Below are 14593 nucleotides of genomic sequence, written 5' to 3'. Positions count from 1 at the left end.
CCGTCAGTCCCGGGCACAACGGGCTTCGATGCATCGCTCGCGTCCCCGGCGCGGAAGCCGTGCCGGGGACGCGACGACGGGGCGGCTCAGCCGTGCACGAGCACGTTGCGGAACTGCCAGGGATCGCTGGTGTCGATGTCCTCGGGGAACAAGCCCGGGCGGCCGGTCAGCGGGGTCCAGTCGGTGTAGACCCCGACGACGGGGCCGAGATACGGCGTCTGCACCTCAAGGCAGCGCCGGAAGTCCATCTCGTCGGCCTCGACGATGCCGGCCTCCGGGTTCTCCAGGGCCCAGACCATGCCGGCGAGCACCGCCGAGGTGACCTGCAGGCCCGTGGCGTTCTGGTAGGGGGCGATGCGCCGGGTCTCCTCGATGGAGAGCTGCGAGCCGTACCAGTAGGCGTTCTTGGCGTGGCCGTAGAGGAGGACGCCGAGCTCGTCGATGCCGTCCACGATCTCGGTCTCGTCGAGGATGTGGTGCTGCTCCTGCACCTTGCCGCCGTTCCCGAACATCTCGTGAAGCGACAGGACCGCGTCGTTGGCCGGGTGATAGGCGTAGTGGCAGGTCGGGCGGTAGGCGGCGCGCTCGCCCTCCAGCACCGTGTAGTAGTCGGAGATCGAGACGGCCTCGTTGTGGGTCACGAGGAAGCCGAACTGCGACTGGGCGGTCGGCGTCCAGGAGCGCACACGGGTGTCGGCGCCGGGCTGGAGCAGGTAGATCGCGCAGCGCGACCCCTTCTCCTGCTCACGGGCGTTCTCTGGCTTCCAGGTCTCGTGGGTGCCCCAGCCGAGCTCGGCCGGCTGGTTGCCCTCGGAGACGAAGCCCTCCACCGACCAGGTGTTGACGAAGACGCCCATGGGCTTGGCCGACTTGGCGCGCTGGGTGTCGCGTTCGGCGATGTGGACGCCCTTGACGCCGACCTCGCGCATGAGCGCGGCCCAACCGGCGCGGTCCTTCGGCTCGGAGATCTTCAGCCCGAGATCGCCGGCGACGTTGAGGAGGGCCTGCTTCACGAACCACGACACCATGCCGGGATTGGCGCCGCAGCACGACACGGCGGTGATGCCGCCGGGGTTCGCGGTGCGGGCGTCCAGGATCTCCTGGCGCAGAGCGTAGTTGGTGCGGTCGCCCTGGCTCTTGGTCTTGTCGAAGTAGAAGCCCGGCCAGGGCTCCGCCACGGTGTCGATGTAGAAGGCGCCGAGTTCGCGGCACAGCTCCATGATCGCCCGCGACGAGGTGTCGACCGAGAGGTTCACACAGAAGCCCTGGCCGCCGCCCTCGGTGAGGAGGGGCGTCAGGATCTCGCGGTAGTTCTCCTTGGTCAGCGCGACCTGCTCGAAGCGCAGGCCGTGCTGATCGGCCAGGGCCTTGTGCGCGTCGGACGGCTCGATGACCGTGAAGCGGGCCTTGTCGTAGGCGAAGTGTCGCTCAATCAGCGGGAGCGTGCCGCGTCCGATGGAGCCGAAGCCGATCATCACGATGGGGCCGGTGATGCGGCCGTGGACGGGCCAGGTGGTGGCGGCTTCGGTCATGGGCGTGATGTCCTTCTCAGAGACGTGTCGATTTCAGTCTTCGCACGGCGACCGCATGCCTTAGGCGGCGCAAATGACGAACAAGCGACGGGCTCAGTGACGTTTGCGGCTCCGGCGGTCAACCGCCAGGACGCGACCGCGTCATGCGCCATGCACCAAGTCTTACGGAAGATTGAAGGGGCGCATGCCCTGCACGCAGGGCGACATCCCATCTCGGCGCATTGCGAGCGCGGTTCCACCCACCGATATTGCACTGCAACAGAACAAGAGCGACCCTAGACGAGGAAGCGTCCGCCCCTTCGACGCCACGGACATCTGCCATGCTCGCACTCATCGCCTCGCGCCTCGCCGCTCCGGTCGACGAGCCCATCGATCGCGATCCCGGCATCATCACGCTCGCCGCCTCGCTGCTTCGCGCGGTGACGCGTCGCAACGAGGCCGCCTTTCAGCGCCGCTGCGACCTCGCTGCCAAGACCGACTATCACACTGCGATCTAACCGGCGGCTGCGCCGGAACGGCCGTCAGGCGACCCGTCGTCGGGACTCCGCGCCGATCTCGGTCACCGCCGGCCCCAGGGGGATGGGCGCCGCCTGATCCCAGGCGCCCGAAGCCCGCAGGATGCCCCGTGCGCCGGCCAGCGCGCCCGGACGCAGTTCCAGGCCGAGGAAGCGCTCGCGCGCGAACGGACCGGGCATGAACAGCCCCTCTGCACGCTCCGCCAAGAATCCGAAGCGCGCATAGTAGGGCGCGTCCCCCATCAGCAGCACCGCGCCGTGCCCGAGACGCTCCGCGCGACGCAGGGCCGCCCGCATGAGGATTGATCCGAGGCCGAGCCCCTGGATCGCCGGGTCGACCGCCAACGGCCCGAGCAGCAGGGCCGGACGCCGGGAACCCGACTCGACATGCCAGAGACGGCAGGTGCCGACGACGCGACCGTCCTGCTCGGCGGCTAGGGCGAGGCCCTCCGCAGGAAGCCGCCCCTCGCGCAGGCGCTCGGACGTCTTCAGGCGGCGTGCCTCGCCGAAGCAGGCGTCGAGGAGGTGCTCGCGGGCGACGACGTCGCCTTCCACTTCATCACGGATCTGGACCAAGGCCGCACCCCTCCCGAACGTTGGGCAGGCGACAGGACGAATCCGTTCAGGCTGCGGCCGGGTCCGCCGGCCTGAACGGGACGGGCGTGGAGAGTTTCAACGCCGGGCGTCCCCATGGGGAATGCCCGGCATTCGCGTCATGACCGTGAAGGCGTTTAGATGACGTATTGCTGGAGGGGCGGGAAACCGTTGAAGGCGACCGCCGCGTAGGTCGTGGTGTAGGCGCCGGCCCCCTCGATCAGCACCTTGTCGCCGATGGAGAGCGACACCGGCAGCGGGTAGGGCACCTTCTCGTAGAGCACGTCCGCCGAGTCGCAGGTCGGGCCGGCGAGTACGCAGGGCGCCATGCGGTCCTCGTCATGCTCGGTGCGGATCGCGTAGCGGATCGACTCGTCCATGGTCTCGGCCAGGCCGCCGAACTTGCCGATGTCGAGGTAGACCCAGCGCACCTCGTCCTCGGCGTCGGACTTCTTCGAGACCAGCACCACCTCGGCTTCGATCACGCCGGCATTGCCGACCATGCCGCGACCCGGCTCGATGATGGTCTCCGGCATGTGGTTGCCGAAATGCTTGGTCAGGGCGCGGAAGATCGCGTCGCCGTACGATTCCACGCCCGGGACCGCCTTGAGGTACTTGGTCGGGAAGCCGCCACCGAGATTGACCATCGACAGGCTGATGCCGCGCAGGGCACACTCCTCGAAGATCGCGGCGGCGGAGGCGAGCGCGCCGTCCCAGGCACCGGTGTTGCCCTGCTGCGAGCCGACGTGAAACGAGACGCCATAGGCCGTGAGACCCTGGCGGTGGGCGTGCTCCAGCACGTCGACGGCCATCTCCGGCACGCAGCCGAACTTGCGCGACAGCGGCCATTCGGCCCCGGCCCCGTCGCAGAGGATGCGGCAGAACACCTGCACATCGGCAGCCGCGACGCCCGCGGCCTCGGCGGCCCGGGCGATCTTCTCGACCTCGGCCTGGCAATCGACGGCGAAGAGGCGCACGCCGAGCTTGAGCGCGCGGGTGATGCAGCGCTCCTTCTTGATGGTGTTGCCGAAGGAGACGCGGTCGGCGGTGGCACCGGCGGCGAGCGCCATCTCCACCTCGACCACCGAGGCCGTGTCGAAGCAGGAGCCCATCTCGGCGAGGAGGCGCAGGACCTCGGGGGCCGGGTTCGCCTTCACGGCGTAGAATACCCGGGTGTCCGGCAGGGCACGGGCGAACGCGGTGTAGTTGTCGCGCACGACCTCGAGGTCGAGCACCATCACCGGGCCCTCGTCCTGGCCCATGTCGCGGCGTGCGCGGAGGAAATCGCGGATACGATCGGTCATGGTCGTTCCAACCCATAGGTTCGCGGCCGCCCTCAAGGGGCGCGCTGTCGAATGTCAGGACGACGTGAGCCGTCCGGCGTCTGGGGGCGCTGCGTCGCGACGCACCGCGTGCTTTGGAGACACGCGAAGCGCAGCGGGCGCGAGAGCACCCGGAAGCTGCCTTGGATTGGAAGGGAGGACCCCCACCGCACGCCGGGCAAAGAGAAACAAGCCTCTTCGGTGCCGGCCTTTGGAGGGCCGACGAGACCAAAAAAGCCCGTTCGTCGTTGCTTTAAGCTGCGTCCCCCGTGGAGAGCGGGGTTCGCCGGTTTCGCCTCCGGCTGCCGGTTGTTGTCGGGGTCCGGTGTTGCCACCTGGATGCCGGCCGGAGGGAATCCACCCTGTCGACCATCGATCCTTTAAGACCCCTGGCGGCTGTCCGGCAGTTGGCCGGATGCCCACCAACCGACACGCGGCCACAGGCACGTGCGAAATTGGGCAAGGCGCATATACGGTCAGGGTGTTCTCCCCACAAGGGAAAACCGCGATCTTTCACCCGAAACCGGGTTGTCTTCCTGGGCTGTTGCAGAAACGCCGCGGACACCGCCGTCCGGCCGACGATGGGCCCTTCCCAAGCCCGTGCGGACGGGCCATCAAGCGCACGGTTTTCCCACAGGCGCACCGGATCGCAGGACGATGTCAAAACCCAACCGGCGCAGAATCGTGCAGGGACTCGCGGCCACGACTCTCCTGGCAGCAACCGGGGAGGCGCGGGCCCAACGCCGCGAGGGGCGCCCGGAGACCCCGTTCGGCTTCGCCGACGTGGAGCGCCGGGCGCAGGACCTGGCCAAGGTCGCCCATGATCCGCGCGTCCCGGCCCTGCCGGCACCGATCGCCAAGCTCGACTACGACGCCTGGCGCGACATCCGCTTCAAGCCCGACAAGGCCTTCCTCGGGGAGGGGAGCCCGTTCCGGCTCCAGCTCTTCCATCTCGGCTTCCTCTACACCCGTCCGGTGACGGTGAACCTCGTGCGCGGTGGCGTGGCGACGCCGATCCCCTACCAGTCGAGCCTCTACGACATGGGGCGCACCAAGCTCGACAAGGCGTTGCCGGTCGATCTCGGCTTCGCCGGTCTGCGCATCCATGCGCCGCTGAACAAGCCGAACCTGCTCGACGAGCTCGTCGTCTTCCTCGGGGCCAGCTACTATCGCTTCCTCGGACGCGATCAGCTCTACGGGCTTTCGGCCCGGGGGCTGGCGGTCAACGTCGAGGGGCAGGGCGGTCCGGAGGAGTTTCCGGTGTTCCGCGAGTTCTGGGTGGGCGCGCCGGAGAAAGCCGACGATGCCCTGACGCTCTACGCGCTCCTCGACAGCCCCTCGCTCACCGGCGCCTACCAGTTCACCGTGACGCCGGGTGACGAGACCAGCGTGGCGGTGCGCGCCACCCTGATCCCGCGGGTCGACCTCGCGACGGTGGGCCTGGCACCGCTCACCTCGATGTTCTTCATCGGCGAGAACGACCGCCGCCACGCCGACGATTACCGGCCGGAGCTTCACGACTCCGACGGGCTTCAGATCGCGGCGGGCAGCGGGGAATGGCTGTGGCGCCCGCTGCACAATCCGCGCGACCGGCGCATCTCCAGCTTCATCGACCGCGACCCGAAGGGCTTCGGGCTGATGCAGCGCGATCGGACCTTCGAGACCTACCAGGACCTCGAAGCCTCCTACGACCGCCGGCCCGGCTATTTCGTGGAACCGGACAGCCCCTGGGGGGAGGGCGCGGTGATGTTGATGGAGCTGCCCACCGACACCGAGACCAACGACAACGTCGTCGCGTGCTGGCGGCCGGCGAACCCCTATCCGGCGGGCACGCCGGTCCCACTGTCCTACCGGGTTCGCGCCGTCGGCGGCGCCCCCCTCCATCCGGGGGGGCGCGTGATCAACACGTTCAGCGTCGCCCCGGTGGCCAGCGGCACCACCAAGGCCGAAGAGGCCAAGGGCGGCCTGACGCGGCGCTTCCTCGTGGATTTCGCCGGCGGCGACCTCGACTACTATCGCGCCGATCCGAGCCGGGTGGAGGTGGTGGCCAGCACCTCCACCGGCCACATCACGCACAGTTCGGTGACGCCGAACCCGCATATCCGCGGCCTGCGGGCCGCTCTCGACGTGACCCTGGAGGCGCCGGGCCAGGCGACGGACCTGCGCGTCTTCCTGCGAACCTCCGGCCGTGCCCTGACGGAAACCTGGGTCTATCCCTGGACGGCCCGGTGAGGGCGCCCTCGATCCAGCCCGATCCGGCGCCGGTGGTGGAGATCCGCCCCGCGACCCTGGCCGACCTCGACGCCCTGGTGGCCCTCGAACACGCCGCCTTCGCCAGCGACCGTGCCGAGCGGCGGGCGATTCGCCACGCGATTCGCTCGGCCAGCATGTCGCTTCTCGTCGCGCTCACCCACGACGCGGCGGGGCAGGCGACCCTTGTGGGCTCCGCCACCCTGGAGCGCCGACGCGGCAGCCGCAGCGCTCGCCTCTCCTCCATCGCCGTGTCCCCGGCGCGGGCCGGTCTCGGGCTCGGCAGCCTCGTCCTCGATGCCGCCGAAGCGGATGCGCGCTCTCATGGCTGCGCACGCCTGCGCCTCGAGGTCCGAGCCGACAACGGTGCCGGAATCCGGCTCTACGAACGGCGGGGCTACACGCGCTTCGCCGTCATCCCAGATTACTACGAGGATGGCATGGAAGCCTGGCGCTACGAAAAGACCCTCTGAAACGCGAAAGCCCGCCCCGGTTGGACCGGAGCGGGCGTTGCAGCCATCCGAACTCGGACGCTGGGTTCAGTCGCAGCTCTCCTTGGTAACCGTCTTGCGGTCGCCGAGATCGTTCTCCTTGGTCACGGTCTTCGAGGAGCACCCGTCGCTGGATTCCCGGCGCTCGACCGTGCGGCTCTCGGTGGACGGACGGTCGACAACGACGGCGTCGGGCGCATCGCGGCGGATGACCGTGGTCTCCGCCTGCACGGCCGAAGCGCCGAAGAGCGTTGCCAGGGTGAGGGCGGCGATGATGGGGTTGCGCATGAACATCTCCCTTGAGGAAAATCTGCAGCCCCAACGGCGTTCATCCAGAAACCGTTCCGCTTGTTGGCTGGCGGACCAGCCGAAATCTTCTGGATCTCGTCCCCTCAGTGAACAATGCCCTGCCGATTTCGTCTGAGACCTTACGCGAGGGCCCCGACGACGCTGGCGTAGGGCGTCGTCGGCCGGCCGATCAGGTCACGCAGGGCGTGGCCGTCGTCGAACAGGGCACCTTGGGCGGCGCCGGCATCGGAATCCGCGAGGAGGCGCGCGACCCCTTCCGGTAGGCCCGCCGCGAGGAGGGCCGCCGCGTAATCCGCGGGCGGCAGATCCTGGTAGCGGAGCGGCCGGCCGGAGGCCCGCGCGGCTTCCGCCGCGAAGTCGGGCAGGGTGTAGGCCTCGTCTCCCGCCAATTCGTAGATGCGCCCGGCTGCTTGGTCACCGGTGAGCACCGCGGCGGCGGCCTCGGCGTAGTCGGCACGGGCGGCGCTGGAGATCCGTCCCGTCCCGGCGCTTCCGAGCAGGACGCCGTGCGCGAGGGCCGACGGCAGGGACGCCGTATAGTTCTCGGTGTACCAGCCATTGCGCAGGATGATGGCGGGCAGGCCGGACTCCGTAAGGATCGCCTCGGTGGCGCGATGCTCCTCGGCAAGTCCGAGCGGCGAGGTGTCTGCGTGCAGCAGGCTGGTATAGGCGATCAGACCAACGCGCGCCCGGGCGGCGGCCGCGATGACGTTCCGGTGCTGGGTCACGCGCTGACCGATCTCGCTGGAGGAGATCAGCAGCAGCCGTTCGATTCCCGCGAAGGCCTCCGCGAGGGTTTCCGGGCGGGCGTAGTCGGCCACGCGCACCGCGACGCCCTGTGCGCGAAGGTCCTGCGCCGCCGGGCCTTCGCCCTGCCGGACGCCGGCGACGATCCGGGCGGCGGGGACCCGCCGCAGAAGGGCCGCGATCACGAGCCGTCCGAGTTGGCCGGTGGCTCCAGTGACGAACAGTCTCGATGACGGAATCTGGGACATGTCGGGCTGCCTCGTGGTTCTGACTCTCCACAAGGTCTATAAAAGAGACCGACAGGCCCCGTAAGGCGGCAGGTTTTTGAACCCTGGTTACCCGGAGGGAACCGCCCATGACCGATGGCCCTGATCTCGCGGAGCGGTTCGCGGCTTGGCAGGATCTCGGCTTCGACCCGCATCACTGCCCGGTCCGCGACGTGCTGAGTCACCTCGGGGACAAGTGGACGACCCTCATCATCGCGTCCCTTGCCGGCGGCACCCGCCGGTTCGGCGCCATCCACCGGGTGATCCCCGACATCTCGAAGCGGATGCTGACGCAGACCCTGCGCGACCTGGAGCGCGACGGTCTCGTCACACGGCACGTGTTTCCCACGAGCCCACCCAGCGTCGAATACAGCCTGACGCCCCTGGGCGGTTCGTTGCTCCGGCCCCTCGCCGGGCTGGTGGACTGGGCGGAGCGGAATCACCCCGCCATCCGCGCGGCCCGGACACGGTTCCAAGCCGAGCCTTGAGGGGTTAAATCCGGCCGCTCAGCCCTCGATGCGCGAGAAGTCTGCGACCTCGCGGGTCGCCGCCCGCAAGGCGTTGAGCAGGGCGAGACGGTTCTCGCGCAGGGCCGGATCATCGGCATTCACCGTGACCCGCTCGAAGAACGCATCCACCGGAGCGCGCAGCGTGGAGAGAGCCTGCATGGCCCCGGCGAAATCCTCCGCCGCCACCGCCGCCGACGCGGTGTCCCGCGCCGCCGCCAGGGCTTCGGCGAGGGCCCGCTCCTCCGGCTCGCCGTGGGCGGCCAGGGCCGTGTCGGGGGCAGCGTCGTAGGCGCGGCCGTCCTTCTTCTCTTCGATGCGCAGGATGTTGGCGGCGCGCTTGTAGCCGGCCAACAGATTCCGGCCGTCGTCGGTCTCGAGGAAGGTGCCGAGGGCCTCGACACGGCGGACCACCATCAGCAGATCGTCCTGGCCCGGCAGGGCGAAGACGGCGTCGATGAGGTCGTGCCGGGCGCCCTTGTCGCGCAGGTAGACCTTCAGGCGATCGGCGAAGAAGCCGAGGAGGCTTGCGGCATCCGCGTCAGCGGCGCTCGCTGGCGCGTCTTCATTCGCCGGGTTGCCGTAGTTCGCATGGCCGTCGGCGGCGGCTTGATAGCCGTCGCGAAGCAGCGACAGCTTGACGGTGTTCTCGATGAGCAGCCGGATCACTCCGAGCGCCGCGCGGCGCAGGGCGTAGGGGTCCTTGCTGCCCGTCGGCTTCTCGTCGATGGACCAGAACCCCACCAGGGTGTCGAGCTTGTCGGCGAGCGCCACGGCCACGGCGACGGCATCGGTGGGGACCCGGTCGGAAGGACCGACCGGCTTGTAGTGGTCCTCGATCGCCGCTGCGACACTCAAAGGTTCGCCCTGCAGTGCCGCATACTTGCGCCCCATCAAACCCTGAAGCTCGGGAAACTCGCCGACCATCTCGGTGACGAGGTCGGCTTTGGCGAGCGTCGCGGCACGCTCGGCCTGGTCTGGGTCGGCGCCGACCAGGGGTGCCAGCTCGCGGGCCAGGGCCGCAATGCGCTGAACGCGCGCGCCCTGCGTGCCGAGCTTCTCGTGGAACACGATGCTGTCGAGCTTCGGCAGCCGGTCCTCGAGGCGGATCGCCTTGTCGGTCTCCCAGAAGAACTTGGCGTCCGACAGCCGGGCGCGCACCACCCGCTCATTGCCGGCAGTGATGGCGAGGCCACCGTCACTGGCGACCAGATTCGAGGTCAGGACGAAGGCCGGCGCGAGGGTGTCGGTGCCGGCTTGGCGCAGGACGAAGCACTTCTGGTTGGCCCGGATGGTGGCGCGGATGGCCTCCGACGGGATGTCGAGGAAGGCCTCGTCGAAGGAGCCCATCAGCACCACGGGCCATTCGACGAGGCCGGCGACCTCCTCCAGCAGCCCCTCGTCCTCCACCAGTTCGAGGCCCCGCGCGAAGGCGAGGTCGCGGGCGTCGTGCAGGATGATGTCCTTGCGCCGCTCCACGTCGAGCACAACCTTCGCGCGCTCCAGGGCCTGCACGTAATCGTCGAAGCGCCGGACCTCGATGGCCTCCGGCGCCAGGAATCGGTGGCCGTAGGTCGTGGTTCCGGCAACGATGCCGTCCACTGCGAACGGCACCACGTCCGGCGTCTCGGTCTCCGGTCCGAAGGTGGCCACGATGGACTGGAGCGGACGCACCCAACGGAGGGCGCCCGGTTGTGCCGAGGCCTTGCCCCAGCGCATCGATTTCGGCCACGGGAAGCCGCGGATGATCTGCGGCAGGATCTCGGCGAGGACGTCGAGGGTCTCGCGCCCGGGCCGCTCGATCACCGCGACGTAGAATTCGCCCTTCTTCGGGTCGGTGACGATGGTCGCCTGATCGAGGCTCGCCAGCCCAGCGCTCTTCAGGAAGCCCAGGACCGCGCCCTCCGGTGCCCCGACCCGGGGCCCTTTGCGCTCCTCGCGCACGTCCTGGCCGCGCGGCGGCAGGCCGGCCACGTGCAGCGCCAGCCGGCGCGGCGTGGCGAAGGCCTTGGCGCCCTCGTAGAGGAAGCCGCGCTCCACGAGGGCGTCGGTGACGAGCTTCTTCAGGTCGTCGGCCGCCCGCCGCTGCATGCGGGCGGGAATCTCTTCGGAGCGCAGTTCGAGAAGGAGGTCGGGCATGGGATCAGGCGGCGTCCAGGTAATGGTGTTCGGGGTGACGGGCGCGGTCGGCGTTGCGGATCACGCCGCGCCACCACCCGCCGTGCGCAGGTACGCCGCCCCGCAGGCCTTCGCGAGTTCGCGCACCCGCAGGATGTAGCTCTGGCGCTCGGTCACCGAGATGACGCCCCGGGCGTCGAGCAGGTTGAAGACGTGGCTCGCCTTGATGCACTGGTCGTAGGCCGGCTGCGCCATCCGGTGCCGGCTGGTCTCGTCCTCCGGCGCACCGGCGTCGAGATAGGTCCGGCAGGCCTTTTCCGCGTCGGTGAACTGGCGAAACAGCATGGCGGTGTCCGCCGCCTCGAAGTTGTGGCGGGAATATTCCTGCTCGGACTGGAGAAAGACGTCGCCGTACGACACCCGATCCTCGCCCGTCCCACCATTGAAATTCAGGTCGTAGACGTTCTCGACGCCCTGGACGTACATTGCCAGCCGCTCAAGCCCGTAGGTGAGTTCGCCCGCCACGGGGGCGCACTCGAAGCCGGCGACCTGCTGGAAATAGGTGAACTGGCTCACCTCCATGCCGTCGCACCAGCACTCCCAGCCGAGGCCCCAGGCCCCGAGGGTTGGGCTCTCCCAGTCGTCCTCGACGAAGCGGATGTCGTGCAGCTTCAAGTCGACCCCGATGGCGTCGAGGGAAGCGAGGTAAAGCTCCTGCAGGTTGGGCGGGTTCGGCTTCAGGATCACTTGGAACTGGTAATAGTGCTGCAGCCGGTTCGGGTTCTCGCCGTAGCGGCCATCTTTCGGCCGCCGCGAGGGCTGGACATAGGCGGCCTTCCAAGGCTTCGGGCCGAGCGCCCGCAGGGTCGTCGCCGGGTGGAAGGTACCGGCACCGACTTCCATGTCGTAGGGCTGCAGGATCACGCAGCCCTGCGCCGCCCAGAATCGCTGCAGGGTCAGGATCAGGCCCTGGAACGAGGTTTTGGGCGCTAGATCGACGGCGCTCGACATGGGTTTTCCGGTCCGTGGAGGGGCGGCCAGCGTTTAAGAGGCGGCCCGGTCGTGTCAAGCGACGGCACCGCACCATGGGCGTGCGTCGCCACACACAATTCGGCCACGATCCGCCTTAGCGGTGGAACGGTCTCGCTTGCTGCCAAGTTTATTAGGCAATCAAAGGGTTCTCACCATCCTCAAGGGCGGTCGACAATTTGGAACATCGCGCCATGCGCTCGTCCTTCACAGTCTTCGCCGCCCTCGTCGCAGCATCCCTGGTGGCCACCCCGCTGGTGATCACGGCGTCGAACGCGCTCGCCACGGCGGAGTATTCGGATACGGTCACAATGCCCGCCGCCGTGACGCCGATCGATATTGCGGCCGTGCCGGCCCCCGCCGTTGCCGAGACCTGCGCCCGGAAGGTCCGGGTGGTCTATGCCGGTTACGGCACCGAGAGCTGCAAGCGCTGAAAGTTGCAAACGCTGAGATCCTACAAGCCGTAGCGGGCGAAGGCCGCGCGATCCTCGATCGCTGCCAGGACTTCGCCCGCGATGCTGCTGCCGGGCGCCGATCGCCGCAACAGGCGGGCGACGAGCGAGCCCTTCTTCTCGGCGATAAAGACGAGGTCGACCTTGTCGCCGTAGCGTGCCTGCAGGGTCGAGCGGGCATCCCCCAGGCCGTCGACGAGACCCAGCGGTAGCGCCTGCTGGCCGGTCCAGACAGCCCCCGTGAACAGGTTTTCGCCATTAGGCGCGAGCCTCGGGCGGCGGGCGCCGACGAGGGCCGTGAACAGGGCCTGCACATCCGTCTGGATGGCCTTGAGACGCGCCACGTCGGCCGGATCCTCCGGACGGAACGGGTCGAGCATCCCTTTGGCCTCGCCCTGGGTGTGCACCCGGCGATCGATGCCGATGCGCTCGATCAGCCGGTCGAATCCGAACCCGGCCGAGACGACGCCGATCGATCCGACCAGCGACATCGGATCGGCGATGATCTCGTCGGCCGCGCAGGCGATCATGTAGCCGCCGGACGCCGCCACATCCTCCACAAAGGCCAGGACCGGGAGCTTCTTCTCGACCGCCAGGGCGCGGATGCGCTGATGGATCAGGTGCGATTGCGCCGGAGCGCCGCCGGGTGAGTTGATGACCAGCGCGACGGCGGCGATGCCGGGCGTCGCGAAGGCGCGATCGAGGCTGCTCGCGAGACTGCCGATCGACAGTCCGGCGCGGAACGGCGACACGGCGCCGATCGCCCCGCTGAGCCGCAGGACGGCGACGCGCGGCTCCGCACGGCGCCAGCGTCGGGGAAGCAGCGCGCGCAGGGGACCAGGCAGGGAAACGGGCATGCGGCCTCGACTCGGATCGGAGGAGCAGAAGGGTGTTGCGCGTCGGCCACGGAGGGCAGGGTCGCTCGAGCGGTGAGGTGGGGCGGGGCGAACCCTTTTGCCAGCGTCGCCGTTGTCGCCTCACGCCGCCGCATCGTGGCGGCCCGCGCGCCTCCCGGGGAGGCCCGCGCAGCAGCGAAGGAGACGCGACCATGCGCATGATGCGTTGGATGGCCCTGGCACTCGGCATGCTGGCCGGTGCGATGGGATTTGGAGCGACGGCGACCGCCGCGCCGATGCCCGTGGCGGGTATCGAGGCCGGTGCGCAGGCCCCCCTGGTGGCGCAGGCCCGGTGGCACGGACATCGGCGTCATTGGCATCACCGCCGGCACTGGCACCATCGCCACCACGGGTATCGCCGCCACCATTGGCGCCGGCACCACGGCTGGGGCCACCGCCATCACGGCTGGCATCGGCCTTATCGGGTCCGGACGTTCTACTGAGCGCGCCCCTCAGGGGACCTCGACGCCGGCATCGACCCACCCGCGACCCTCGTGAAGGGCCGCGGCGTGCGGGGTGAAGCGGCCCTCGTCGTCATGAAGGACGACGGGCGGCAGGAGCCGCAGCGGAGCCCGGCTTCCCTTCACGCCGCTCACGAGGATGCGGATCGCCGGCTGATTCCGCTTGGCGTGGACCGGCCGGATCGCCAGCGCGCCGAAGCGGCCGCGGGCGGCGTCGAGGCAGGCGGGGAGGTGATCCGCCCGGTGGATCAGGCCGAGCCGACCTTGTGGGCGGAGCAGATCGACGCAGCTGCGCATCCAGGCCTCGATCCCGCCGCCCGAAAAGGTATGCGCGCTGGCTTTGCCGGTCACGGGGGAGGGCCGGTGTCGTCCGGGCTCGAAGTAGGGCGGGTTCGTCAGGAGGAGGTCGGCGAGGCCGGGCGTCAGGCCATCGGCTTGCCGACGCAGTCCGGGCGCCAGCACGTCCGCCTCGATGACCGTCGTGCGGTTTACCAGGCCATTCGCCTCTGCGTTGCACCGGGCGTAAGCCGCCAGGTCCGGGTCGCGTTCCACCAGCACCACGCGGCAGTCGGGGCTCCGCAGGGCGACCGCGAGGCCCACCGCACCGCTCGCCGCCCCGACGTCGCAGACGACCGCACCGGACTCGGGTGCCAGGAGCCCCGCCAGAAGGACCGCGTCCGTGCCGGCCCGATGCGCGCCGCGCGGCGGCTGGATCAGGCGAAGCCGTCCGCCGAGCCAGAGATCGGCCCCGGGCTCAGGCATCCCGCAACTCGTGGGCGAGGCCCGCATCCGTGAGCAGGCGGCGCGCCTGCATCGCCTGATCCCGCGGCACCAGGAGACGCCGCGCGAAGGCGCCGATGGAGCCTTCGAGAAGGCTCATGTGCTGGTCGGCGACGAGGGCCGGAATGGCTGCGGCCTCCAGGATCGACTGGGCGAACCCGATCAGGACCACGTCGTTGCTGCGAATGAGTTCGGTCATACACGCTCTCCCCGGCGCCATCCCGGGCACCGCCTACGGATGTATAGCTTGCGGCATGGTGCGTGTTGCAGCGTCTCCGGGCGCATGCGATGGGGTGTCACGGACGCGGTCGATTGGATCGCGCCG

16 protein-coding genes are annotated in these 14593 nt (G+C 69.4%); 6 read left to right on the top strand and 10 right to left on the bottom strand.

Annotated elements, in window-relative coordinates:
• Window positions 1-86: 86 nt before the first annotated feature.
• Complete coding sequence (locus ASF41_RS01660; RefSeq protein ID WP_056378377.1) at window positions 87-1532, bottom strand: homospermidine synthase; 1446 nt, start codon at window positions 1530-1532, stop codon at window positions 87-89.
• 320 nt (window positions 1533-1852) lie between these two features.
• Between ASF41_RS01660 and ASF41_RS25535 the strand changes: the two genes are divergently transcribed.
• Complete coding sequence (locus ASF41_RS25535) at window positions 1853-2029, top strand: hypothetical protein (protein WP_200941242.1); 177 nt, start codon at window positions 1853-1855, stop codon at window positions 2027-2029.
• Window positions 2030-2053: 24 nt separating this feature from the next.
• Here ASF41_RS25535 and ASF41_RS01655 read toward each other — a convergent pair whose 3' ends face one another.
• Entirely contained in the window at window positions 2054-2623 is a 570-nt protein-coding gene (locus ASF41_RS01655) for a GNAT family N-acetyltransferase (RefSeq protein WP_056490298.1), read from the bottom strand.
• A 155-nt stretch (window positions 2624-2778) separates the two neighbouring features.
• Window positions 2779-3945, bottom strand: a complete 1167-nt coding sequence (locus tag ASF41_RS01650; protein WP_056210934.1) for a type III PLP-dependent enzyme — start codon at window positions 3943-3945, stop codon at window positions 2779-2781.
• Between the two features lie 675 nt (window positions 3946-4620).
• On the opposite strand from ASF41_RS01650, the gene ASF41_RS25845 reads away from it, so the two are divergent.
• Entirely contained in the window at window positions 4621-6195 is a 1575-nt protein-coding gene (locus ASF41_RS25845) for a glucan biosynthesis protein (protein ID WP_056490295.1), read from the top strand.
• Window positions 6192-6686 (top strand): N-acetyltransferase, encoded by a 495-nt coding sequence (locus ASF41_RS25840; protein ID WP_056490292.1) that lies wholly within the window; start codon window positions 6192-6194, stop codon window positions 6684-6686. The genes ASF41_RS25845 and ASF41_RS25840 overlap by 4 nt, the downstream gene beginning before the upstream one ends.
• Before the next feature lie 66 nt (window positions 6687-6752).
• Here the strand turns inward: ASF41_RS25840 and ASF41_RS01635 are convergent, their stop codons facing one another.
• Entirely contained in the window at window positions 6753-6992 is a 240-nt protein-coding gene (locus ASF41_RS01635; protein ID WP_056491197.1) for a hypothetical protein, read from the bottom strand.
• A 140-nt stretch (window positions 6993-7132) separates the two neighbouring features.
• The gene (locus tag ASF41_RS01630) at window positions 7133-8008 is read right to left on the bottom strand and encodes an SDR family oxidoreductase (RefSeq protein ID WP_056490289.1); all 876 of its coding nucleotides are present in this window, start codon (window positions 8006-8008) and stop codon (window positions 7133-7135) included.
• A 107-nt stretch (window positions 8009-8115) separates the two neighbouring features.
• Here ASF41_RS01630 and ASF41_RS01625 point away from each other — a divergent pair, with 107 nt between their 5' ends.
• Window positions 8116-8514 (top strand): helix-turn-helix domain-containing protein, encoded by a 399-nt coding sequence (locus tag ASF41_RS01625; RefSeq protein ID WP_056490286.1) that lies wholly within the window; start codon window positions 8116-8118, stop codon window positions 8512-8514.
• Between the two features lie 18 nt (window positions 8515-8532).
• Here ASF41_RS01625 and glyS read toward each other — a convergent pair whose 3' ends face one another.
• Together glyS and ASF41_RS01615 are read right to left on the bottom strand one after the other, a co-directional pair.
• Window positions 8533-10671, bottom strand: coding sequence for a glycine--tRNA ligase subunit beta (gene glyS / locus ASF41_RS01620; RefSeq protein WP_056490283.1), 2139 nt, complete (start codon window positions 10669-10671; stop codon window positions 8533-8535).
• A gap of 60 nt (window positions 10672-10731) precedes the next feature.
• Entirely contained in the window at window positions 10732-11661 is a 930-nt protein-coding gene (locus tag ASF41_RS01615) for a glycine--tRNA ligase subunit alpha (RefSeq protein ID WP_056378387.1), read from the bottom strand.
• A gap of 212 nt (window positions 11662-11873) precedes the next feature.
• Here ASF41_RS01615 and ASF41_RS01610 point away from each other — a divergent pair, with 212 nt between their 5' ends.
• Window positions 11874-12113 carry a hypothetical protein gene (locus ASF41_RS01610; RefSeq protein WP_056490280.1) on the top strand — a complete coding sequence of 80 codons (240 nt, stop codon included), beginning with the start codon at window positions 11874-11876 and terminating at the stop codon, window positions 12111-12113.
• Window positions 12114-12133: 20 nt separating this feature from the next.
• On the opposite strand, the gene ASF41_RS01605 is transcribed toward ASF41_RS01610, so the two are convergent.
• Window positions 12134-12988, bottom strand: a complete 855-nt coding sequence (locus tag ASF41_RS01605) for a S49 family peptidase (RefSeq protein ID WP_056490276.1) — start codon at window positions 12986-12988, stop codon at window positions 12134-12136.
• Between the two features lie 191 nt (window positions 12989-13179).
• Here ASF41_RS01605 and ASF41_RS01600 point away from each other — a divergent pair, with 191 nt between their 5' ends.
• Entirely contained in the window at window positions 13180-13470 is a 291-nt protein-coding gene (locus tag ASF41_RS01600; protein WP_200927201.1) for a twin-arginine translocation (Tat), read from the top strand.
• Between the two features lie 9 nt (window positions 13471-13479).
• Here ASF41_RS01600 and ASF41_RS01595 read toward each other — a convergent pair whose 3' ends face one another.
• Together ASF41_RS01595 and ASF41_RS01590 are read right to left on the bottom strand one after the other, a co-directional pair.
• Window positions 13480-14250 carry a tRNA1(Val) (adenine(37)-N6)-methyltransferase gene (locus ASF41_RS01595; protein WP_056378393.1) on the bottom strand — a complete coding sequence of 257 codons (771 nt, stop codon included), beginning with the start codon at window positions 14248-14250 and terminating at the stop codon, window positions 13480-13482.
• Entirely contained in the window at window positions 14243-14467 is a 225-nt protein-coding gene (locus tag ASF41_RS01590; RefSeq protein WP_056210955.1) for a DUF2007 domain-containing protein, read from the bottom strand. The genes ASF41_RS01595 and ASF41_RS01590 overlap by 8 nt, the downstream gene beginning before the upstream one ends.
• Window positions 14468-14593 lie beyond the last annotated feature (126 nt).

Source organism: Methylobacterium sp. Leaf111, assembly GCF_001423285.1.
Classification (GTDB): domain Bacteria; phylum Pseudomonadota; class Alphaproteobacteria; order Rhizobiales; family Beijerinckiaceae; genus Methylobacterium.
Note: the sequence above shows the minus strand (reverse complement) of the source record. Positions and strands in the feature narration are given on the sequence as shown.